The 20,861-nt window shown below is 61.0% G+C and carries 22 protein-coding genes and 1 riboswitch; of the genes, 11 read left to right on the top strand and 11 right to left on the bottom strand.

What is annotated here, in order from left to right:
* Window positions 1-52 precede the first annotated feature (52 nt).
* Window positions 53-1,534: a glutamate--tRNA ligase gene (gltX, locus tag ACVWXD_RS05145; protein WP_032885844.1), complete on the bottom strand. Its 1,482-nt coding sequence runs from the start codon at window positions 1,532-1,534 to the stop codon at window positions 53-55.
* Between the two features lie 201 nt (window positions 1,535-1,735).
* Complete coding sequence (gene uvrB / locus ACVWXD_RS05140) at window positions 1,736-3,751, bottom strand: excinuclease ABC subunit UvrB (protein WP_032885845.1); 2,016 nt, start codon at window positions 3,749-3,751, stop codon at window positions 1,736-1,738.
* Window positions 3,752-4,094: 343 nt separating this feature from the next.
* On the opposite strand from uvrB, the gene ACVWXD_RS05135 reads away from it, so the two are divergent.
* Window positions 4,095-5,291, top strand: coding sequence for an amino acid aminotransferase (locus ACVWXD_RS05135; protein WP_032885846.1), 1,197 nt, complete (start codon window positions 4,095-4,097; stop codon window positions 5,289-5,291).
* 98 nt (window positions 5,292-5,389) lie between these two features.
* Window positions 5,390-5,599, top strand: a complete 210-nt coding sequence (locus ACVWXD_RS05130) for a hypothetical protein (protein WP_032885847.1) — start codon at window positions 5,390-5,392, stop codon at window positions 5,597-5,599.
* Between the two features lie 44 nt (window positions 5,600-5,643).
* On the opposite strand, the gene ptrR is transcribed toward ACVWXD_RS05130, so the two are convergent.
* Window positions 5,644-6,516, bottom strand: coding sequence for a putrescine utilization regulator PtrR (ptrR, locus tag ACVWXD_RS05125; RefSeq protein WP_032885963.1), 873 nt, complete (start codon window positions 6,514-6,516; stop codon window positions 5,644-5,646).
* 103 nt (window positions 6,517-6,619) lie between these two features.
* Between ptrR and ACVWXD_RS05120 the strand changes: the two genes are divergently transcribed.
* The 4 genes from ACVWXD_RS05120 (at window position 6,620) to ACVWXD_RS05105 (ending at window position 11,348) form a co-directional block, all read left to right on the top strand.
* A complete protein-coding gene (locus ACVWXD_RS05120; protein WP_260366410.1) occupies window positions 6,620-8,002 on the top strand; it encodes an aldehyde dehydrogenase family protein in 1,383 nt (460 codons plus the stop codon).
* Window positions 8,003-8,254: 252 nt separating this feature from the next.
* A riboswitch (cobalamin riboswitch) is annotated at window positions 8,255-8,448 on the top strand.
* Between the two features lie 115 nt (window positions 8,449-8,563).
* Entirely contained in the window at window positions 8,564-9,574 is a 1,011-nt protein-coding gene (locus ACVWXD_RS05115) for an ABC transporter substrate-binding protein (RefSeq protein ID WP_032885849.1), read from the top strand.
* Window positions 9,571-10,587, top strand: coding sequence for a FecCD family ABC transporter permease (locus ACVWXD_RS05110; protein WP_185168329.1), 1,017 nt, complete (start codon window positions 9,571-9,573; stop codon window positions 10,585-10,587). The genes ACVWXD_RS05115 and ACVWXD_RS05110 overlap by 4 nt, the downstream gene beginning before the upstream one ends.
* Window positions 10,584-11,348 (top strand): ABC transporter ATP-binding protein, encoded by a 765-nt coding sequence (locus ACVWXD_RS05105; protein ID WP_032885852.1) that lies wholly within the window; start codon window positions 10,584-10,586, stop codon window positions 11,346-11,348. Before ACVWXD_RS05110 ends, ACVWXD_RS05105 begins: the two co-directional genes overlap by 4 nt.
* A 528-nt stretch (window positions 11,349-11,876) precedes the next feature.
* On the opposite strand, the gene ACVWXD_RS05100 is transcribed toward ACVWXD_RS05105, so the two are convergent.
* The 3 genes from ACVWXD_RS05100 to ACVWXD_RS05090 all read right to left on the bottom strand — a co-directional run bounded on the left by ACVWXD_RS05100 (window position 11,877) and on the right by ACVWXD_RS05090 (window position 13,830).
* On the bottom strand, window positions 11,877-12,365 hold the full coding sequence (locus tag ACVWXD_RS05100; RefSeq protein WP_260366409.1) for a GNAT family N-acetyltransferase: 489 nt from the start codon (window positions 12,363-12,365) through the stop codon (window positions 11,877-11,879).
* Window positions 12,362-12,811 carry an N-acetyltransferase family protein gene (locus tag ACVWXD_RS05095; protein WP_457370742.1) on the bottom strand — a complete coding sequence of 150 codons (450 nt, stop codon included), beginning with the start codon at window positions 12,809-12,811 and terminating at the stop codon, window positions 12,362-12,364. The genes ACVWXD_RS05100 and ACVWXD_RS05095 overlap by 4 nt, the downstream gene beginning before the upstream one ends.
* 137 nt (window positions 12,812-12,948) lie before the next feature.
* Entirely contained in the window at window positions 12,949-13,830 is an 882-nt protein-coding gene (locus ACVWXD_RS05090) for a LysR family transcriptional regulator (protein ID WP_122764658.1), read from the bottom strand.
* Between the two features lie 100 nt (window positions 13,831-13,930).
* On the opposite strand from ACVWXD_RS05090, the gene ACVWXD_RS05085 reads away from it, so the two are divergent.
* A complete protein-coding gene (locus ACVWXD_RS05085) occupies window positions 13,931-14,983 on the top strand; it encodes an alkene reductase (protein ID WP_401380426.1) in 1,053 nt (350 codons plus the stop codon).
* An 89-nt stretch (window positions 14,984-15,072) separates the two neighbouring features.
* Here ACVWXD_RS05085 and ACVWXD_RS05080 read toward each other — a convergent pair whose 3' ends face one another.
* From ACVWXD_RS05080 to ACVWXD_RS05065, 4 genes are all read right to left on the bottom strand, one after another.
* Window positions 15,073-15,993 carry an alpha/beta hydrolase fold domain-containing protein gene (locus tag ACVWXD_RS05080; RefSeq protein ID WP_401380428.1) on the bottom strand — a complete coding sequence of 307 codons (921 nt, stop codon included), beginning with the start codon at window positions 15,991-15,993 and terminating at the stop codon, window positions 15,073-15,075.
* Complete coding sequence (tspO, locus tag ACVWXD_RS05075) at window positions 15,993-16,433, bottom strand: tryptophan-rich sensory protein TspO (RefSeq protein WP_032885858.1); 441 nt, start codon at window positions 16,431-16,433, stop codon at window positions 15,993-15,995. Before tspO ends, ACVWXD_RS05080 begins: the two co-directional genes overlap by 1 nt.
* Window positions 16,434-16,537: 104 nt before the next feature.
* On the bottom strand, window positions 16,538-17,101 hold the full coding sequence (locus tag ACVWXD_RS05070; RefSeq protein ID WP_032885860.1) for a nucleotidyltransferase family protein: 564 nt from the start codon (window positions 17,099-17,101) through the stop codon (window positions 16,538-16,540).
* 67 nt (window positions 17,102-17,168) lie between these two features.
* Window positions 17,169-17,402: a hypothetical protein gene (locus tag ACVWXD_RS05065; RefSeq protein WP_032885861.1), complete on the bottom strand. Its 234-nt coding sequence runs from the start codon at window positions 17,400-17,402 to the stop codon at window positions 17,169-17,171.
* Between the two features lie 190 nt (window positions 17,403-17,592).
* Here ACVWXD_RS05065 and ACVWXD_RS05060 point away from each other — a divergent pair, with 190 nt between their 5' ends.
* From ACVWXD_RS05060 to ACVWXD_RS05045, 4 genes are all read left to right on the top strand, one after another.
* Window positions 17,593-17,751 (top strand): hypothetical protein, encoded by a 159-nt coding sequence (locus ACVWXD_RS05060; protein ID WP_457370741.1) that lies wholly within the window; start codon window positions 17,593-17,595, stop codon window positions 17,749-17,751.
* Between the two features lie 72 nt (window positions 17,752-17,823).
* The gene (locus tag ACVWXD_RS05055) at window positions 17,824-18,762 is read left to right on the top strand and encodes a hypothetical protein (RefSeq protein WP_457371575.1); all 939 of its coding nucleotides are present in this window, start codon (window positions 17,824-17,826) and stop codon (window positions 18,760-18,762) included.
* A gap of 81 nt (window positions 18,763-18,843) precedes the next feature.
* Window positions 18,844-19,539, top strand: a complete 696-nt coding sequence (locus tag ACVWXD_RS05050) for a DUF1963 domain-containing protein (protein WP_457370740.1) — start codon at window positions 18,844-18,846, stop codon at window positions 19,537-19,539.
* A 17-nt stretch (window positions 19,540-19,556) separates the two neighbouring features.
* On the top strand, window positions 19,557-20,180 hold the full coding sequence (locus tag ACVWXD_RS05045; RefSeq protein ID WP_457370739.1) for an SMI1/KNR4 family protein: 624 nt from the start codon (window positions 19,557-19,559) through the stop codon (window positions 20,178-20,180).
* An 8-nt stretch (window positions 20,181-20,188) separates the two neighbouring features.
* Here the strand turns inward: ACVWXD_RS05045 and ACVWXD_RS05040 are convergent, their stop codons facing one another.
* Complete coding sequence (locus ACVWXD_RS05040) at window positions 20,189-20,749, bottom strand: hypothetical protein (protein WP_457370738.1); 561 nt, start codon at window positions 20,747-20,749, stop codon at window positions 20,189-20,191.
* Between the last annotated feature and the right edge of the window lie 112 nt (window positions 20,750-20,861).

Genomic DNA, 20,861 nt, shown 5'->3' with positions numbered 1-20,861 from the left:
ACTTACCGACGAAACCCCGGAAAACCGGGGTTTCGTCACCGCAACGGCCTGCTTAGGCGATAGCGCCCAGCAGCTTTTCCCACTCTTTGTTTTCTTTCTTCGAGACACCACCAAGCAAATCAAGGGCTTGGCGCAGACGGAAACGGGTGAGGTCCGGACCGAGAATTTCCATCGCATCGAGCACCGACACCGAACTGGCCTGCCCGGTAATCGCAGCAAACATCAGCGGCATTGCATCACGCAACTTCAGTTCCAGGGATTCAACCACCGCCTGAATCGTCGCAGTGATTGCATCCTTCTCCCACTGACGCAGGCTCTCCAGCTTCCACAGGATCAACTGCATCAACTGACGAACCTGGTCGCCAGAGAGCTTCTTGGACTCGAACAGCTTGGCATCCGGGTTAACGCCCCCGGCAAAGAAGAAACTGGCCAATGGTGCAACCTGGCTGAACGTTTCCACCCTGCCCTGCACCAGCGGCGCGATCTTCATCATGTACTCGGGGTTCAACGCCCACTGCTGCACGCGGCTGGCAAACTCTTCCACCGGCAGATCGCGCAACCACTGGCCGTTGAGCCAGGACAGTTTCTCGACATCGAAAATCGGACCGCCCAGGGACACGCGTGACAGGTCGAAGTTGTCGACCATTTCCTGCAACGAGAACTTCTCACGCTCGTCCGGCATCGACCAGCCCATACGGCCCAGGTAGTTGAGCATCGCTTCCGGCATGAAGCCCATGCGCTCGTAGAAGGTCACCGAAGTCGGGTTCTTGCGCTTGGACAGCTTGCTCTTGTCCGGGTTACGCAGCAGCGGCATGTAGCACAGCTGCGGCTGTTCCCAACCGAAGTATTCGTAAAGCAGGATCAGTTTCGGCGCCGACGGCAGCCACTCTTCGCCACGCAGTACGTGGGTGATGCCCATCAGGTGGTCGTCGACCACATTGGCCAGGAAGTACGTCGGCAGGCCGTCGGTCTTCATCAGCACTTGCATGTCCATGCGATCCCATGGGATCTCGACGTCACCGCGCAGCATATCCGGCACCACGCACACGCCTTCGCTCGGCACTTTCATGCGGATAACGTGCGGTTCGCCAGCAGCCAGGCGCCGAGCCACTTCTTCCTTGGACAGCAGCAGCGCGCGGCCATCGTAGCGCGGGGTTTCGCCACGGGCCTGTTGCTCGGCGCGCATCTGGTCCAGTTCTTCGGCGGTGCAGAAGCACGGGAACGCATGACCCATGTCGACCAGTTGCTGTGTGTACTGCTTGTAAATGTCGCTGCGCTCGCTTTGGCGATACGGGCCGTGCGGCCCGCCGACGTCCGGGCCTTCAGCCCAGGTAATGCCCAGCCAGCGCAGGGCATCGAAAATCTGCTGTTCAGACTCGCGAGTGGAGCGCAGTTGATCGGTGTCTTCGATCCGCAGGATGAATTCACCGCCGTGCTGCTTGGCAAAACAGTAGTTGAACAAGGCGATGTAGGCGGTGCCGACGTGGGGATCCCCAGTAGGCGATGGCGCAATGCGCGTGCGGACGGTGGTCATGGCGGGTCTCGAATGGGCGATAAAACTTAAAATTGAAACAAGGGGCGAATGGTAACAGCCTGGGTGATTTCTGGAAAACCGAGGCGTAGCCATCGAGGGCAAGTCGAATCGTCGCACCGCCCCTCCCACATTTGACGGTGTTCACAAGTCAAAGCGTGGGAGGAGGCTTGCCCCCGATGAGGCCCGCTCAGCCACCGCAGATCAGACAGCCAGCAAGCGCTCGCGCAACTTGCCAATCTCATCCCGCGTCTGCGCCGCCGCCTCGAACTCCAGATCCCGCGCCAACTGGTACATCTTCTCTTCCAACTGGCGGATCCGCTTGGTGATCTCACTCGGCGAGCGCAGTTCGTTCTCGTACTTGGCGCTTTCCTCTGCGGCCTTGGCCATGCCCTTGCGCTTCTTGCTGCGCGAACCGGGCACGGTGGCGCCTTCCATGATGTCGGCGACGTCCTTGAACACGCCTTTGGGCGTGATGCCATTTTCCAGGTTGAACGCGATCTGCTTGTCGCGACGACGCTGAGTCTCACCAATCGCCCGCTCCATAGAACCGGTGATGCGGTCCGCGTAGAGAATCGCCCTGCCATTAAGGTTTCGCGCCGCCCGCCCGATGGTCTGGATCAGCGAGCGTTCGGAGCGCAGAAAGCCCTCCTTGTCCGCATCGAGGATCGCCACCAGCGACACTTCCGGCATGTCCAAGCCTTCGCGCAGCAGGTTGATGCCTACCAACACATCAAAGGTACCCAGGCGCAGATCACGGATGATCTCAACGCGCTCCACGGTGTCGATATCCGAGTGCAGATAGCGCACCCGCACGCCGTGGTCGGCCAGATAGTCGGTCAAGTCTTCGGACATGCGCTTGGTCAGCGTGGTGACCAGCACCCGCTCTTCCAGAGCGACACGCTTATTGATCTCGGACAGCAGGTCATCGACCTGGGTCAGCGCCGGGCGGATTTCAATTTCCGGGTCCACCAGGCCGGTCGGACGCACCAGTTGCTCAATAACGCGGCCGGCATGCTCGGCCTCATAGTTACCCGGTGTGGCCGACACAAAAATGGTCTGCGGGCTAATAGCCTCCCACTCGTCGAAGCGCATCGGCCGGTTATCCAGTGCCGACGGCAGCCGGAAACCGTACTCCACCAACGTCTCTTTACGTGAGCGGTCGCCCTTATACATAGCGCCCACTTGCGGCACGCTGACATGGGATTCGTCGATCACCAGCAGCGCGTCATCGGGCAGGTAGTCATAGAGCGTCGGCGGCGGCGCGCCGGATTCGCGACCCGAGAGGTAGCGCGAGTAGTTTTCGATGCCGTTGCAGTAGCCCAGCTCCAGGATCATCTCCAAGTCAAACCGGGTGCGCTGCTCAAGACGCTGGGCTTCCACCAGTTTGTTATTGGCCCGCAGGTATTCCAGGCGCTCGGCCAACTCCACCTTGATGCCCTCGATGGCACCCATCAGGGTTTCACGCGGGGTCACGTAGTGACTTTTCGGATAGAAGGTGAAGCGCGGCAGCTTGCGGATGACCTCGCCGGTCAACGGGTCGAAGGCTGAGAGGCTCTCCACTTCATCGTCGAACAGCTCGATGCGGATCGCTTCCAGATCGGATTCGGCCGGGTAAATATCGATCACGTCGCCGCGCACGCGGAAGGTGGCGCGGGCAAAGTCCATGTCGTTGCGGGTGTACTGCAAACTCGTCAGGCGGCGCAACAACTCCCGCTGGTCGAGTTTGTCGCCACGGTCCACGTGCAGCACCATCTTTAAATATGCTTCCGGGCTGCCCAGGCCGTAGATACACGACACCGTGGTGACAATGATCGCGTCCTTGCGCTCCAGCAGCGCCTTGGTCGCCGACAGCCGCATCTGCTCGATATGGTCATTGATCGACGCATCCTTCTCGATAAAGGTGTCGGAAGACGGCACATAAGCTTCAGGCTGGTAGTAGTCGTAGTAGGAAACGAAGTATTCCACTGCGTTATTCGGGAAGAACGCCTTGAACTCGCCGTAGAGCTGCGCGGCCAGGGTCTTGTTTGGCGCCAGCACTAAGGTGGGCCGGTTGATCTGTGCGATCACGTTGGCAATGCTGAAAGTCTTGCCTGAACCGGTCACCCCGAGCAGCGTCTGGTGAGCCAGGCCGGCCTCGATGCCTTCGACCATCTGGCGAATGGCTTCTGGCTGATCGCCAGCGGGTTCAAAGCGGGTGACTAGTTGGAAATCCGACATAACGTACCTCTTGAAGTCACCCCGGACTGTAAACCCGTCGGGGAAGAAATAGACCACCACCCGCGAACTTTCAGAGCGAGCAGTAGGAAAAAACCATGATAGCCATAGAAGTGGTGGCGAATGTGACGGGTTTCAAGGCAATCGTCCTGCCTGCCATCTGGGATCGACGTTGCAATAAGACTAACGGTCAGCAAATAAACCGAAAAACTTGGCCGAAAAGCCGTTTCGGTTGTCGCCCTCAGCCGTGATGGCCTCTATACTAGCTCCCCGTTTGTGCACCGCTCTAGTGCATTCGGCTGGAGCGCGACACGTCCCTCCCTTCCCCCATAGAGCTGCCGCAAAAATGAGCCTGTTCTCCGCTGTCGAAATGGCACCACGCGATCCTATCCTGGGCCTCAACGAAGCATTCAACGCCGACACACGAACCACCAAGGTCAACCTTGGCGTAGGCGTTTACTGCAACGAGGAGGGGAAGATTCCACTCTTGCGTGCCGTTGCCGAAGCGGAAGCCATTCGCGTGGCGCAACACGCCGCCCGTGGCTACTTGCCGATCGACGGTATCGCCGCCTATGACAAGGCCGTTCAAACCCTGCTGTTCGGGAACGACTCGCCATTGCTCGAAGCTGGTCGTGTCGTGACCGTCCAGGCCGTTGGTGGCACTGGCGCCCTGAAGATCGGCGCTGATTTCCTCAAGCAACTGCTGCCAGACGCCGTCGTCGCCATCAGCGACCCGAGCTGGGAAAACCACCGTGCGCTGTTCGAAACCGCTGGTTTCCCGGTGCAGAACTACCGCTACTACGACGCCGCCACCCACGACGTGAACCGCGCCGGCCTGCTCGAAGACCTCAACGCCCTGCCGCCGCAGTCCATCGTGGTGCTGCACGCCTGCTGCCACAACCCGACCGGCGTCGACCTGAGCCCGGCCGACTGGCAAAACGTGCTGGACGTGGTCAAGGCCAAGAACCTGGTGCCGTTCCTCGACATGGCCTACCAGGGCTTTGGCGATGGCATCCACGAAGACGCCGCCGCTGTGCGCCTGTTCGCGGAATCGGGCTTGACCTTCTTTGTCTCCAGCTCGTTCTCCAAGTCGTTCTCCCTGTACGGCGAACGTGTGGGCGCGCTGTCCATCGTCGGCGACTCCAAGGAAGAAAGCGCGCGCATCCTGTCCCAGGTCAAGCGCGTGATCCGCACCAACTACTCCAACCCGCCAACCCACGGCGCAGCGATCGTTGCCGCCGTGTTGAACAGCCCTGAACTGCGCGCCCAGTGGGAAGCCGAACTGGCCGAGATGCGCCTGCGCATCCGTGGCATGCGTGAGCAGATGGTTGCCGAACTGGCCAAGGCTGCGCCGGGCCACGACTTCAGCTTCGTCGGTCGCCAGCGTGGGATGTTCTCCTACTCCGGTCTGACCGTTGAGCAAGTCACCCGCCTGCGCAGCGAGTTTGGTATCTACGCGCTGGATACCGGGCGTATCTGTGTGGCGGCGTTGAACCAGTCGAACATTGCTGCGGTCACACAGGCAATCGTTCAGGTGCTGTAAACCTGCTAGCGTTGCACAGAAGGGGAAGCCATGGTTTCCCCTTTTTTGTGTCCAGCCCCTAGACTGAACCCTGACCGCCCCTTTGCTGTGAGAGCTCTATGAGAAACGACGACTTGGACCTGCGCGCCGACCGCGACGAACTGCACGACTACACCCCACGCGCGCCGCAGGTGAAGCGGCAGAAGAGTTTGGTGTTGCAGGTGGCCCTCGGTGTATTCCTTGGTGGTTTGGCGTTGTGGCTGGTGCAGCTGGGTGCGACAGCAATCATGGCGAAACTCGCCATGGGCACCTTCCAGTTCGGCGGCTGATAAAAAAACAGGTGGGACGGGACTTATCCCCTCCCACAGTGGATTCAGGCGGCTACCAGCCCGCGCTCTTCCAGCAACTTCACAAAGCTGTTCAAACTCTGCGAAACAGTCCCCCGCCGCCAGATCAACCAAGTGTTCAGCAAGCGAAAGCTGTCCATCAGCGGCCACACACTCACCGCAGCGAACCCGGGCATGCTTTCCAACATACTGCGCGGCATCAGCGCCAGCCCAGCACCGGCGCTGACGCAGGCGAGCATGCCGTGGTAGGACTCAATCTCGAAGATCTTGCCCGGCACCGCGCCGTCCTGTGAGAACCAGCGTTCAAAGTGATGCCGGTACGAGCAGTTCGAGCGGAACGTATAGATGTTCTCGCCATTTACGTCCTGCCCCCGGCTGATCGGCGCATGGTGCAGTGGCGCGATCACCACCATCTCCTCCTCAAACACCGCCACGCCCTCCAGGGTCGAATGCAGCACCGGCCCGTCGACAAACGCGGCGGTCAGGCGCCCCGACAATACCCCTTCGATCATGGTGCCCGACGGCCCGGTGCTCAGGTCCAGTTCGACCTTGGTGTGCTTCTGGTTATACGCCGCCAGCAACGCCGGGATACGCACCGCCGCCGTGCTTTCCAGGGAGCCGAGGGCAAACGCCCCCTGAGGTTCTTCCCCCGCCACCGTCGCGCGGGCCTCTTGCACCAGATCGAGAATGCGCCGCGCGTAACCGAGGAAATTCCAACCCGCCGGCGACAGGCGCAGTCGGCTCTTCTCGCGGATAAACAGCTCCACGCCCAGATCCTGCTCCAGTTGCTTGATCCGCGTGGTCAAGTTTGACGGCACCCGATGAATCAACTGCGCGGCGGCGCTGATGCTGCCTTGTTCGGCGACGGCCTTGAAGATTTCCAGTTGCACGAGATCCAATTCATTCTCCATTCGTGAACGTATTGCTTAATATTATTCAGTTTCCAGAAAAGATCCAGCCCCGTACGCTGACCTCCATTCCCAACGTACACAGGACGGTGCCATGAACGCGAACACCCACGCCTTATCGATCAACCCCGCCAACGGCCAAACCGTCGGCAACTATCCCTACGAAACAACAGCGCAGCTGGATGCCGCCCTCGACCGCGCCACCAGCGCCTTCCGCACCTGGCGCCGCCAGCCGGTGAGCCAGCGCGCCGAGCTGCTGTTAGCCCTGGCCGCCGCCTTGCGCGAGCAAGCCGAAGCCATGGCGCAGATGATCACTCTGGAAATGGGCAAACCCATCGCCCAGGCACGTGCCGAAGTCGAAAAATGCGCGCAACTGAGTGAATGGTACGCAGCCCAAGGCCCGGCCATGCTCGCCCCGGAACCGACCCTGGTCGACAACGGCACCGCCCACATCGAATACCGCCCGCTGGGCCCGATTCTCGCCGTAATGCCGTGGAACTTCCCTGTATGGCAGGTACTGCGCGGCGCCGTGCCAACCATGCTCGCCGGCAACACTTACGTGCTCAAACACGCGCCGAATGTGATGGGCAGCGCCTACCTGATCCAACAAGCGTTCCGTAAAGCCGGCTTTGCTGAAGGCTTATTCGAAGTGATCAACGTCACCCCCGAGGGCGTGTCCAAAGCCATCGCGGACCCACGTATTGCCGCCGTGACCCTCACCGGCAGCGTGCGCGCCGGCATCGCTATCGGCTCCCAGGCCGGTGCAGCGTTGAAAAAAAGCGTGCTGGAACTGGGCGGCTCCGACCCGTTCATCGTGCTCAACGACGCCGACCTCGACGCCGCCGTGCAAGCCGCGCTCATCGGCCGCTTCCAGAACAGTGGCCAAGTCTGCGCCGCCGCCAAGCGCTTGATCATCGAAGCCGGTGTTGTGGAAGCCTTCACGGCCAAGTTCGTCGAAGCCAGCCGTGCCCTGGTGATGGGCGATCCCACATCAGTTGCCACCTACATTGGCCCAATGGCCCGCTTCGACCTGCGCGACGAGTTGCACGGTCAGGTCCAGGCCACCCTGGAGGAAGGCGCGACCCTGTTGCTCGGCGGCCATAAAGTCACAGGCGACGGCAACTACTACGAGCCCACCGTACTCGCCAACGTCACCGACCAGATGACCTCGTTCAAACAGGAACTGTTCGGCCCCGTGGCCTCGATCATCACCGCCCGCGACGCCGACCACGCGGTGGCCCTGGCCAATGACAGCGAGTTCGGCCTCACCGCGAGCATCTTCACCACTGACGCAGCGAAAGCACGGGATATCGCCAATCAGCTGGAAACCGGCGGGATCTTCATCAACGCCTTCAGCGTCTCCGACCCACGGGTGGCGTTTGGCGGCGTGAAGAAAAGTGGATTCGGTCGCGAGCTGTCGCACTTCGGCGTTCGCGAGTTCTGCAATGCGCAGACGGTGTGGCTGGATCGAAAATAACCCCGGCTGCGCAGCGGGCCTTTCATGGCAGGTGGCCGTGTTGTGGTGAGCGATCTGATCGCGCATTTAGGCGGGATCAAGCAAAAAACGGATTGCGAAGCTACTGACGAACACACATTGGCCGCCTCCTTTTTGCGAGGCGCGAACGTCCTAGCGACTTTTTAACGATAGACCCCATCACTTGGCGCGACATCGAAGATCGCGCCACCGGCACGCAAACTGAAGCTCAGCCTCCCTCTGCGAGGCTGAATCAACTACCATAGCGCCGCCGGTTCCCCCATGGGACTAATAGGGAATTCGAAACGCCGCCCGCGGCGTCAATCGAAACTGCCCCCGCAACTTTAGGTGCCGAGCCTGCTCCTTAACGCCACTGGACCTCGTCCGGGAAGGCTGGAGCGTGGCGAAGACGCATCAGTCAGGAGACCTGCCGGCCCAGCACAATCACTAACCGGCGGGGTGTCCGGGAAGGACATCCTTGCCTGCCCGACCGGCAGCGTTCAAGGGCGTATTTCCGAGCCGTACTGCCCCTGCTTCACCTACGGTTCACACGGAGATCGCCCCATGCTGCCACGCGTTACTGCCCTGATCACCGGTCTGGGTTTCTGTGCCCTGGCTCAAGCGGCGCCCACTCACTACCCGCTGACGGTCCAAAACTGCGGCAGCGCCGTGACCTTCCCGCAAGCCCCCGCACGCAGCGTGACCATCGGCCAGGCCGCCACCGAAATGCTGTATGCCCTGGGCGTCGGCGACAAAGTGGTCGGCACCTCGCTGTGGTTCAACAGTGTGCTGCCCCAGTACCAGGCGCAGAACGACAAAATCGAACGCCTGGCCAACAACGAGCCAAGCTTTGAAGCCGTGATCGCCAAACGCCCGCAACTGGTGGCTGCCGAGCTGGAATGGGTGGTCGGCCCGCAAGGCGTGGTGGGCACCCGTGAGCAATTCCACGAGTTGAAGATCCCCACCTACCTGCTGCCTTCCGACTGCGAAGGCAAGGACAATCTGGTGGGCGCCGACGGCACGCGGCTAGAGCCGTTCCGCATCGAGACCCTCTACAAGAGCATCAGCCAACTGGCCGAGATTTTCGACGTGCAGGCGCGCGGCCAACAGCTGAACGACGACCTCAAGGCGCGCCTGGCCAAGTCCGTTGCCACGGCGCAGAGTAAAGGCCTCAAGCAAGCCAGCGCGCTGGTGTGGTTCTCCAGTTCCGAGATAGCCAGCGACCCGTACGTGGCGGGCCACAAGGGCATCCCCGAATTCATGCTCGAAACCCTCGGCCTGCACAACGTGGTGCAGTCCGATGAAGAGTGGCCCGCCGTTGGCTGGGAAACCATCGCCAAGGCCAACCCGACGTTCCTGGTGATCGCCCGCATGGACCGTCGCCGCTACCCTGCCGACGACCATGAAAAGAAACTCGCCTTCCTGCGCAGCGACCCGGTCACGCGCAACATGGACGCCGTCAAACACAACCGCATCATCATCCTCGACGCCCTGGCGTTGCAGGCCAGCCTCCGCACGTTCGATGGCCTTGAACAGCTGGCCGGCGCCATCGACGGCTACGACCTGCGCAAATGAGTAAAAGCGTGATCCGCACCCTGCTCGCCCTGACCCTGCTTTCAGCCGCCCTACTCGCGGGCGTGGCCATCGGCGAAACGTCCATCGATCCGCAGGTGGTGCTTCAAGTGCTCGCCAATAAGCTGTGGAACGCCGGCTATCTGCTCGATCCAATCGACGAAGGCGTGGTGTGGAACTACCGCCTGACGCGCGCCCTGGTCGCTGCCGCGTGCGGTGCGGGGCTGGCCACCTGTGGGGTGATCTTGCAGTCGTTGCTGCGCAACCCGCTGGCCGATCCCTATCTGCTGGGTATCAGCGCCGGCGCCTCCACCGGCGCGGTGTTGGTGGCGCTGATGGGCGTGGGCGGCGGGTTGATTTCACTGTCGGCCGGCGCGTTTGTCGGGGCCATGGCGGCGTTTGCCCTGGTGATCTTGCTCGCGCGGGCCAGCGGCTCTATGAGCGGTACCGGCCAGATCATCCTCGCGGGCATTGCCGGTTCGCAGATGTTCAATGCCCTGACCGCGTTTCTCATTACCAAGTCGGCCAGCTCCGAGCAGGCCCGCGGCATCATGTTCTGGCTGCTGGGCAACCTCAGCGGTGTGCGCTGGCCTTCGGTGTGGCTGGCGGTGCCGGTGGCGGTTGCCGGCTTGGCGGTGTGCTTGTGGCATCGGCGTGCGCTGGATGCGTTTACCTTCGGCAGTGACTCGGCGGCGTCCCTCGGCATTCCGGTGCGCCGCGTGCAATTTGTGCTGGTGGGCTGCGCGGCGTTGGTGACGGCGGTGATGGTGTCGATTGTCGGCTCCATTGGCTTTGTCGGCCTGGTGATCCCCCATGCGGTGCGCCTGTTGCTGGGCACCGGGCACTCGCGGTTGCTGCCAGCCAGCGCCTTGGGCGGCGCGCTGTTTTTGATCGCGGCGGATGTGCTGTCGCGCACCTTGATCAAAGGCCAAGTGATTCCTGTGGGCGTGGTCACTGCCCTGGTCGGCGCGCCGGTGTTCGCGTTGATCCTGATCGGGCGGAGGAATGCGCGATGAAAGTGCTCAGTTGTACGGGCCTGGGTTTCAAAGTGCGCGATGCCGAGTTGCTACGGGATATTCATCTTGAGGTGCAGTTGGGGGAAACCTTGGGGATTGTCGGCCCGAACGGCTCCGGTAAATCCACCTTGCTCAAACTGCTGGCGGGGTTGCGAACACCCGCCTCTGGTGAGGTAAGGCTTGGGGGCACCCGTTTGGGCGACCTGTCCCGCCGCGCCATCGCGCAACAGCTGGCAGTGGTGGAGCAACAGGCCGACACCGACGACGCCATCCGCGTATTCGACGCCGTGGCGTTGGGGCGCACGCCATGGTTGTCGGCGCTGAGCCCGTGGTCACGCGAGGACGACGCCATCGTGTGCCAGGCCCTGCACGATGTGGACGCCACCCACCTGAGCCAACGCGCCTGGCGCAGCCTCTCCGGCGGCGAACGCCAACGTGTGCACATCGCCCGCGCCTTGGCGCAACGGCCACAGATTCTGCTGTTGGATGAGCCGACCAATCACCTGGATATTCAACATCAACTGGCAATCTTGAAGGGTGTGCAAGGGTTACCGGTGACGACGCTGATCGCGCTGCATGACCTTAATCAGGCCCTGACCTGTGATCGATTGGCGGTGCTCGATCACGGACAATTGGTGGCGCTGGGCACACCGCTGGACGTGCTGACACCGCAGCGGTTGCAGGAGACGTTCGGTGTGCAGGGGCATTACCTGACGGACCCGTTTGATGGAGCGCAGATACTGCGGTTGCGTTCTAACTGAGGCGCTCGGTGAGCACCGCAGATGGACGTTAAGTGACCGATGAGCCTTTTGTGGTGAGCGGGCTTGCCCCGCGCTGGGCTGCGAAGCAGCCCCAATAAAGCCACCGCAATTTCGCAGAAAAACCGCAGTGCCTGGTTTTAGGGCTGCTGCGCAGCCCAGCGCGGGGCAAGCCCGCTCACCACAGAGAGCACTTTCAGCACATAAAGCTCTTCCTCCATAGCAAGTACTTTCACCACAGACAGCACTTCCACGCAGATGGGCGTTATGTGACCGATGAGCCTTTTGTGGTGAGCGGGCTTGCCCCGCGCTGGGCTGCGCAGCGGCCCCAATAAAGCCACCCCAATCTCTCAGAAAAACCGCAGTGCCTGGTTTTAGGGCCGCTGCGCAGCCCAGCGCGGGGCAAGCCCGCTCACTACAGAAAGCACTTTCACCAAAGGACACACGTTCAGCACAGGACGTACTTTCACCACAGGAAATACTTCCACCACAAGAAGCCCTCTGACCACAACGAGCGCGCTCACCGCAAACCTATAAACTCCGCTGCATATGCGTCGTCTGCCACACCGGGTCGGCCTCGACATCCACAATCTCAAACCCCTGCCGTACCCAAAAATCAATCGCCCCAGGCAGGAATGGGTGGGTATGCAGATACACCACGTCCACGCCGTCCGCCCGCGCCCTGCCCTCCAACGCGCGGTATAACTCCCCCGCCAGACCGAAGCGGCGAAAGGCCGGAAGGACGAACAGGCGCACCACTTCCACAGTCTTGCGGCCTTGGTAATTCAATTGGGGGAAACGATCGTCGTAGGGCAAATAACCGATGGCGGCGATGATCTGGTGGTCCTGGCGAGCGATCAGGAAGTGCCCATCGCCGTGAAGGTAAGTGGCCTCGAATTGCGCCAGGTCGGCGGGCATGCTGGTATCGCTGAGCTTGGGGAACAGCTCGGCACGGGCTGCCAGGACGAAGGCCAGAACCTCTGGAATGTCGGCAACCGTGACCGTCTGGATATTGATCATTCACTCACCCGCTCGTACCGCAAATACCCGTTGGCCGCTGTTCCCACACACACGAACCCAGCCGCCTCATACATTAACCGGGCCGGGTTGTCCGCCCGCACGCACAAGCTCAACCGCGCATAACCAGCCTGCCCCGCCGCCGCCCGGTAGGCCTCCAGCAATGCACGCCCAATACCCTTGCGCCGATATGCCTCGCCGACGTTGATTGTGCACAACTCGGCAAGACCGTCCTCGGGCATCCACATCGAATAACCGGCGAACTGTCCGTCGAGCATGGCCACCGTCAATCGCTCAACGTTGTTGACCCAACGTGTGAGGTGCCGTTCCAACTGATCTTGCCAGGCCACTTCGTGTGCAGGCTCCCAACGCTGGATATATCCCCGCTCACCCCGGTAAACCGCGGGCAGGTCGGTGATCCTGGCCGGCCGTAGCGTCAGCTCGTTCACTCAAGCAACTTGCAGAATGAAGTGCCCTTCAGGGCTGCAGGCGGACAGGCAGGATGGGGCTGAGCGCTTGAGGCCGGGTTGAAGAAGCTCATGTACATCCCTTCGTTTGAGTGGGAGGCGAAAGGTTACCCGGCCAGTCATGCATCCTCCAGCTTGTCGCGCAAAAACTCGATAAACCGCTGGGTCTTCGCGGGCAGCAGCCGCGTTTCGGTCAGGGCATAAACTGAAACCGACGAGCCATGCCAGTCGGGCAGTACTCTGCACAGTGTCCCGCTGACCACATCCTGCTCGGCAATGCCTTCGGGCAGCAGCGCAATCCCCAGGTTCAACGCGGCCAGGCGTCTGAGCATGCCCACGCTGTTGAGCTCAAACCGCCCGCTCACGTCGACGTCCACCTTCTCCGACCCCGACTCTAAGACCCATCGATGCGCCCTTGACCCGCGCATGCGCAAACATTCGTGATGCGCCAGATCTGCTGGCTGAGCTGGCAGTCCGGCGCGTTCCAGGTACTGGGGCGAGGCGTAAAACGCTCGCCGCATATTCGCGAGTTTGCGCGCGATCAGGTGGGAATTGGCGGGCTCGCCCATGCGAATGACCACGTCCACTGGATCGCTGATCAAGTCGACCTGGCGCGGCGTTAAGTCGAGTTCGAACGTGATGTCCGGATACAACCGGGAAAACTCGGCAATCAACGGCGCCAGGTAGACCATCGCGAAATCCACCGGCAACGAAGCGCGCAGCACGCCGTTGGGTTGGGCGAGCATTTCGCCGAGTTGTTCATGGGCCAGCCGGGCCTCGTCGACGATGCGCTTGCACCGCTCAAAGTACAACTGACCCGCCTCAGTGGGCTCGATCTTGCGCGTAGTGCGGTGCAACAGCCGCAGGCCGATACCTTTTTCCAATTCGCTGATGCGCCGGGACAGCGTCGAGTTCGGCATGCCCAGGCTTTCGGCCGCGCGACTGAAACTGCGTGCCTTCACCACCTCGACAAACAGCGCCATATCGTTGAGAAATTCCACAGCATTATCCCATCAGTGGATTAGTCATTTCGTATTTCAGACATTTATCCCGAAATCGGATTGATCAATCATAACCCCATCACTGATGAGGAACACCGCCATGAATGCTCTTTTCTCTCCCCTTTCCCTTGGTCGCTACACCCTCGCCAACCGCCTGATCATGGCGCCGATGACACGCTCGCGCGCCAACGACGCCGGTGTGCCTTCCGACCTTGTGACCACCTACTACGCCCAACGCGCCACCGCCGGTTTGATCATCTCGGAAGGCGTATTTCCCGACGCGTCGGGCAAAGGCTACGTCCGCACTCCAGGTATCGAAACCGCCGAACACGTGGCCGCCTGGAAATCTGTCACCCAAGCCGTGCACGCCCAGGGCGGGCACATCTTCATGCAACTGATGCATTGCGGGCGAGTCTCTCACCCTTCACTGCTGCCCGACGGCGCGCTGCCGCTGGCCCCTTCTGCGATCAAACCGGCGGGCCAGACCTGGACCGCGAACGGCCTGCAGGATTTCGTCACGCCCCATGCTTTGAGCGTCACGCAGATCGGTGGCGTGGTCGACAGCTACCGTCATGCCGCACGCCGGGCAATCGAGGCAGGCTTTGACGGGGTGGAGTTGCACGCCGCCTCCGGTTACCTGCCCGAGCAATTCCTCTCCAGCAGCAGCAACCAACGCGAAGATCAGTACGGTGGTTCGGTGGAAAACCGTAGCCGCTTCGTAATGCAAGTGCTCGCCGCAATGGTCGATGAAGTAGGCAGTGATCGCGTGGGCATCAAAATTTCCCCGGAGATGAACTTCAACGACATCAGCGATGCCAACCCGCAGGAAACCTTCACCTACCTGGTCAAGCAACTGCGCGAGCTGAAACTGGCCTACTTGCATGTGGCACTGTTCGGGGCGAGCTTCGACTATCACGCTGCGTTGCGAGAATTGTTCGAGGGCCGCTACCTGATCGGAGGCGGCCTTACACGGGACAGCGCCGACACCTTGATCGCCGAGGGCAAAGCCGATGCGGCGGTGTTCGGCGGCGCGTTCCTGGCCAATCCGGACCTGCCCGCGCGCTTTCTCAGTGGTGCCGCTTTGAATGTGCCCGACAAAGACACCTTCTACACGCCAGGTGCCGAGGGTTACATCGACTACCCAGCACTCTGAAGCGTAGAACCTTCAGCCACTTGTCTGATACGGGACGGTTGGTGAATGGGGGTCCAGTTGTGGTGAGCAGGGCTGCCCCACCAAAACACCTATTCACCACTGATCCTCGTCGAGATCCACCGTCGGCTATACGCCAACACCGCCTCGCCCATCGCCACTGGAAAATGGATAAATCCATGGGCCGACTCCGGCAGCAGATGGGCCTCTGCCTGTGGCCACCGTTCAGCGATTAACAGTGTGTCGTCTTTGAGCGGGTCCAACTCACCCACAAACATCAACGCCGGTGGCAGGCCGTCGAAGTCGCCATACAGCGGCGACAACGGCGCCTGTCTGCGCTCGTCATCGCTGAGACCTGGCGTCAGCATGCGCAGCGCATCGACCATTCCTGGTCCGTCCAGCAACAAGGTCTCAGGCCCGGCGTTGCGCACACTCGGCGTACCGGTCAAATCGTAAACACCGTAATACAGCACCGCGCCGCTCACACGCTGGAGCAACTCCGGCCATTGCTTGAGCGCCAACAACGTCGCCGCCGCAAGGTGCCCGCCGGCCGATTCGCCGACGACGAAGACCGGCAGCTGTTTGAACTCATCCTCACAGAGCAACCAGCGCGCCGCCGCCAGGCAATCCTCCATCAGCCCTTCCACCGGCGTATCCACCGCCAGCCGGTAATCCACCGACACCACCGCCACGTCGCATGCGTTAACCATGCCGAGGTTAAGATCGTCGTCCATCTGCGCATTGCCAATCACCCAGCCGCCGCCGTGGATATCCAGCACCACGCCTTTAGGCTTGCCGACTGGCCGCAGGATGCGTACGGGGACGTTGTCGACAATTTTGCACTGCGCCGCGGGGGCCTTCTTAAGGGTTTGGCTGACGCGCAACAACCCCTGGATCAAACGCGGCGTCACGCGGTTACGGATCTTGAAGCGCGGCATCCAGGCGAGCTTTTGATTGAAGCGGCGCATCTGGGCCAAATCCGACTCGCTGGCCGGCCAAGGTTGGTGGGCCATCAACGGTTATTCCGCAGGATCGAGAAATTCAACGCCGCCGCTACGCACAGCCACGCCAAATACGGGAACAGGATCAAGCCGGTGATCAAGTCCAGACGCACCGCCATCACCACCATCGTCGCCACCGTTACCCACAGCACCGCAATAATCACCATCCCCGCAAAGATGCGATGGGCGCCGAAGAACACCGGGGTCCACAATGTATTCAATGCGATCTGCGCAGCCCACAGCGCCAATACCATTTCGCTGCCAGGGATCAGTGTGAGGCGATAACCGGCCCAGGCCAGCAGCAGGTAGATAATCGTCCACGCGACCGGGAACAGCCAATTGGGCGGGGTGAAGCTGGGTTTGACGAGGGATTCATACCAGGCGCCAGGTTTGAAAAGGATGCCGGTGCTGGCGGCGGCGGCGCAGGCGAGCAGGAAGATGAAGAAGGTCATGGTCGGTCCTTGAGGTCGGTTGAAAGAAAACCACGCATAGCATCAGTGACTCAAACCGCCGCAGATAAATTCAATCAACCACACAAAAATGGACTGCACGGTGCTCAAACCGGCTCCACAATCCTCAGCCACGGCCACCGCACCTGATAACTCCTGGCTTTGCGCGCAAACAATTCAGGCTCCGGGTGCAGTGGGTTAATCCGAAGAATCCCCTGCTCCACATCCGCCAGCCCATAGGGCGCATACACCTCACCGGTGGCGATCTCCAACCCGATGCACGTCCCCGCCACCAGGTAACGGTCCACCCCCTGTTTAGCCGAGTGCAACTGCGGATATGGTCGGCCAAACCGCTGCCCATACCAGAGGTGAACCCGCGCCTGGTTCTTGACCTCAACATTCACGCCCAAATCCTGGAACAACTGCTCGGCCCTGCGAATCACAGCGTCCTCGGCCTCGTAGGACAAGTCGGTGTCGAAGTAGAAAACGTCGTAGTCCTTTACGCCCTGCGCGGCAGGGAGATTGGACTGATGATTCCACACCGCCTGGAACAGACATCCCGCCGTGAGCATGCATTGCTCCACCCCGAGGTCGGGCAGACGCGCGGTGATTTCGGCGTTGATGGGGTTGGCCATGGCCAGGTTGAGCAAGGTGTCGACGGTCAATGTCATGGGATCCCTGAGTTAATCAGCCCTTTGGTGGAAGTCGACTGTACAACATCAGGGAGGGCGTTGAGGTTTACCCCTTCAACTCACTGGCCCGATGACTCGCCGCATCGTCATAAGCCACATACAGCGACTCAGCGATCTGGCTCTTAATGGCCTTGGAAGCCTCCAGACCCAACACAAACCCTTCCGCCTTACCGCCCGCGCGGTTGAGTTCTTCATGGGTGGACGCGCCGGTGATGGCGTCGAGCAGCTTGGTGGCATGCGGGCCGACGCCCTTGGGGAGGCTGATTTGGTCGATGGACATGAGGCGATACCTTGCGAGAGAGAGGTCGGTAGCGCGTGGAACCACTGCCGGGGGATGGCATGGTAGACCGATATGCCCTGCAAAGGGGTGTTTGCGAGTCAACCGGTTTAAAACTCAAGATGCCTTCATCATGGCATTTCATTGTCATGCAGCGCTCGGCACCGCATCACCGCGCGCCTGAGCAGGCATCATGCGAGGACTCAAGGGCGAAGACGCACGGCAAATGCGCGACACGATACGTGTGGTGCGTTACACCCACGCCAACGACACACCGAACCCAGCGTTCACCCTTGAATATGACCGCTACCTGGCATTCCGGGCCGGGAAACGCGTGGCGTTCTCGGCTTAAGGTATTCTCCATGGCGTTAATGCCGACCTCGGCCGCCAATCGCTGCCCCTCAAGGCGCTTCAGGAGATTTGCATATTGATTGGGCATCGCTTCGAGCGCACCACGCAGGGTGACTTGCACATCCACTCGCGCAACGGGGTGCAAAGCGCATTGGTACTGCTGACAGGCGCAATGGCGTTCACCCTGCCATTGGCCTTCGTCGTGTTTTGGCTCACCGATAGCAGCTCGCAGTGGGCGGACATGGACCCGCTGACCTCGCTGCTGATCGTGCTCGGCCTGCTGCTCATTCCTGCCCTTGGCCTGCTGCTGATGGTGTACACCGGCATCCGCGAGAGCTTGTTGTTGTCGCGGGCCAACGGTGAGGGTGAGCGCCGCACTCGAAACTTTTTCGGTGGCCGCGAGCGTGTGCAGTCAACCTTCAGCATCGATAAAGCCCACCACCTCGAACTGCGCCGCCGTCCACAGGCAGAGCCGGCCAGCACCCAGGTGTGGCTGGTGATGCGCGACGGCACCGAGCAGCGCTTGACCACCGACAACGTGCCCGTGATACCGGGGAGCACACGCACCGATATGTGGCTGCGAGAACTGGCTGACTATCTGAACGTGGCCGTGCCCACTGAGGTGCACGTTGGGTCGGCGGCCGCGGCGCCCTACAGGCCTGCGCCATCACCGGCAAAGGTCGCCCGGCGGCGCAAATCCGAGGGGCCGGCACCCATGACTGAGTCCACCGACAAACTCGGCAGGCCCGCACGCGCCCTGCTTTCCCTGCTGGGTGTTTTCCTGGCGGTGCTGGAGCTGACGCATGTGATCGCGTTGGTGCGCGCGCTGTTTACCGGGCGGCTGCGGGTCAGTGGCATTCGATCGGGTTCGACAAGCTTCTATTGGGCCGAGCAACCTCTGGTGTTTTCATTCAATGTGCTGGTGGGTGTCGCCGAGGTGCTGATTATCGGCGTGATCGCCTGGGGGTGTTTGCGTACGGCGATTCTGGGGCGGCTGAAATCCAACTCGTGAAGGAGGCCAGTTGGGCACCGCGCCCGCGCACTGCTAATCTGCGGCCTTTGTGCCTGTAGCAAAAGGAAGGTTTACAGCGACATGGACATTCAACAAATCAAGCAACGCCTGGCCCGCCCCGCCGTGAAGTTCATGGCCGGCGGCTTTCGCCCTCTCGGCACCGATGAAGAAAGCTGGCTGGGGAATGTCTTCCTGTTCCGCCCGGATGAAGGCGTACCCACCAATCAGGCCGGACAACCCTTGCTGCCCTACGCGCAGTTTTACCTGCCCGCCCTGCCCTTCAACAGCCCGCTGCTGGCGGGGGTTCGTGTGCTGACGCTGTTTATCTCGGACCCGTTTCCTGAAGACTTTGAGCCGATGGGAAATAACTGGGTGATCCGCGAATATGGTCCCGATGACGTATTGGTGCGCAAGGCGCTGCCGGTACCGGGCACATTTCTCAAACCTTTCCCGTTGAAGGCAGAAGCGGTGCCGGAGGACTTCCCACTGTGGGATGGCGGCGGTGTCCCCGCGGACCTTGAGCAAGCCATTCTCACGCTGGAGCGCGCGGGCGAGATACAGAGCTATTACGACTTGATCACCCATACTTACGAACACAAGATCGGCGGTTACCCCTCGTTCTGCCAGTCGGGGGTGGATCCGGGTGAAGGTTTCGAGTTTGTGTTCCAGATTTCGTCGGACCCGAAGATCAACCTCAACGTGATCGACAGTGGCAGCCTGATGTTCTGGAAGCACAACCAAACCGGGGAATGGGCGCTCTATTATGATTTTTACTAAGGTGCTGGGAGGCCCGAATGACTGACTACCGTGGATTGATCTTCGACGACACCCGAGAAAGCGCATCCGACCACGCCCTCGCGCAATTGGAAGCCACCCTCGGCGCCCGCCTGCCGGACGATTACCGGCAGTTTCTCAAGACCTGCAACGGCGCCACCGTGGAATACGACGTGCTGGCGACCATGAGCAATGGCGATAAAGAGCTGCTGAGTTTCTTGCTGTATGGCCTGGCCCCCAGCGAGCAGTATGAATCCAACCCCTTTGAACTGGAGCAACTGCGCCAGCAACCTGGCTTCCCCGCGACAGGGTTATTGCCGATCGGCCGCGATGGCGGCGCCAGCGTGTTGCTACTTGACCTGCGCGAGGGGCGCCAGGATGTGGGGGCGATGGTCGCAGGTTTACCCGCCTGGACGGGGCGTCGCCAGCAAGGCGATGAGTACGTGGTGCTGGCGGACTCGTTCAATGCCTACCTGGACTTGCTGCACGTGTCGCAGGAACGGATCGCGGAGCACATCAATCACTTCGTCATCAGCGACGACACCATTGACGCGACGCTGGCGTGGCTGGATCAAAGCAGTCCCGGTTGGCGGGAGCGCTATCGGGACCTGTGGAATGCGCGGGTGGTGGACAGGCCTATTTGAAGCCGGTGTCAGGGCGTCGCGCATTGTGCTGGCTGGAGGAAGTCTTTCAGCGCTGCCTGATACAGCGTGAGTGGCTGGTCCCGGGTATCGAGCATGGCAAATGGAATCGCGGTGATATGTGAAAACGTCTGGGCACTGATTGAATAGGTTTTCTGCCTGCACACGCCGTGATTGCCATTGAGCATGAACTGAAACGTGAACAGTTTCGGCCGGGTACACCAGCTGGGAATCAAGCCAAGACTCAAGCCCGTCAGGTACTCCTGCGTACACGCGCCGCCCGATGAAAACTCCGAGATTTTTATGGCTAATACAGGGCGCGACGACGCGAGCGGTGCTGAGCTGATGTCTTGCGCCGCTGGGATTATTTCCTGTGTGGCCTGGTAGGCGCGCTTGCCGAAGCGGCTGTCCTTCCAGGGCGCGTCAACTTCATAAGTGAAGCTTGGGATGCTTTCGGTTTTGGCGGCTTCAACGCGGTCGTTGATGATTGGCTTGGACGCGTAGGTGGTGCATCCGGCGCCGGATATCGCCATGGTGAGAAGCATCAGACTGTTAACGAGTGCGCCACGCATCTTGGGTTTTCCCTGGCTATGAATTGGGCCGACTTCATCCAAGTCGGTCAGGAGGGTGAGCGGGCTTTCCTGTGATGTGCAGGTTTCCTGTGGTGAGCGGGCTTCTTGTGGT

It is taken from the genome of Pseudomonas sp. TE3911, from assembly GCF_054062775.1.
Note: the sequence above shows the minus strand (reverse complement) of the source record. Positions and strands in the feature narration are given on the sequence as shown.

Excerpts from the sequence above, each read along its gene's own strand:
- gltX (WP_032885844.1), bottom strand. The coding sequence starts at position 1,534 with ATGACCACCGTCCGCACGCGCATTGCGCCATCGCCTACTGGGGATCCC.
- uvrB (WP_032885845.1), bottom strand. The coding sequence starts at position 3,751 with ATGTCGGATTTCCAACTAGTCACCCGCTTTGAACCCGCTGGCGATCAG.
- ACVWXD_RS05135 (WP_032885846.1), top strand. The coding sequence starts at position 4,095 with ATGAGCCTGTTCTCCGCTGTCGAAATGGCACCACGCGATCCTATCCTG.
- ACVWXD_RS05130 (WP_032885847.1), top strand. The coding sequence starts at position 5,390 with ATGAGAAACGACGACTTGGACCTGCGCGCCGACCGCGACGAACTGCAC.
- ACVWXD_RS05120 (WP_260366410.1), top strand. The coding sequence starts at position 6,620 with ATGAACGCGAACACCCACGCCTTATCGATCAACCCCGCCAACGGCCAA.
- ACVWXD_RS05115 (WP_032885849.1), top strand. The coding sequence starts at position 8,564 with ATGCTGCCACGCGTTACTGCCCTGATCACCGGTCTGGGTTTCTGTGCC.
- ACVWXD_RS05110 (WP_185168329.1), top strand. The coding sequence starts at position 9,571 with ATGAGTAAAAGCGTGATCCGCACCCTGCTCGCCCTGACCCTGCTTTCA.
- ACVWXD_RS05105 (WP_032885852.1), top strand. The coding sequence starts at position 10,584 with ATGAAAGTGCTCAGTTGTACGGGCCTGGGTTTCAAAGTGCGCGATGCC.
- ACVWXD_RS05100 (WP_260366409.1), bottom strand. The coding sequence starts at position 12,365 with ATGATCAATATCCAGACGGTCACGGTTGCCGACATTCCAGAGGTTCTG.
- ACVWXD_RS05085 (WP_401380426.1), top strand. The coding sequence starts at position 13,931 with ATGAATGCTCTTTTCTCTCCCCTTTCCCTTGGTCGCTACACCCTCGCC.
- ACVWXD_RS05080 (WP_401380428.1), bottom strand. The coding sequence starts at position 15,993 with ATGGCCCACCAACCTTGGCCGGCCAGCGAGTCGGATTTGGCCCAGATG.
- tspO (WP_032885858.1), bottom strand. The coding sequence starts at position 16,433 with ATGACCTTCTTCATCTTCCTGCTCGCCTGCGCCGCCGCCGCCAGCACC.
- ACVWXD_RS05070 (WP_032885860.1), bottom strand. The coding sequence starts at position 17,101 with ATGACATTGACCGTCGACACCTTGCTCAACCTGGCCATGGCCAACCCC.
- ACVWXD_RS05065 (WP_032885861.1), bottom strand. The coding sequence starts at position 17,402 with ATGTCCATCGACCAAATCAGCCTCCCCAAGGGCGTCGGCCCGCATGCC.
- ACVWXD_RS05060 (WP_457370741.1), top strand. The coding sequence starts at position 17,593 with ATGCGAGGACTCAAGGGCGAAGACGCACGGCAAATGCGCGACACGATA.
- ACVWXD_RS05050 (WP_457370740.1), top strand. The coding sequence starts at position 18,844 with ATGGACATTCAACAAATCAAGCAACGCCTGGCCCGCCCCGCCGTGAAG.
- ACVWXD_RS05045 (WP_457370739.1), top strand. The coding sequence starts at position 19,557 with ATGACTGACTACCGTGGATTGATCTTCGACGACACCCGAGAAAGCGCA.
- ACVWXD_RS05040 (WP_457370738.1), bottom strand. The coding sequence starts at position 20,749 with ATGCGTGGCGCACTCGTTAACAGTCTGATGCTTCTCACCATGGCGATA.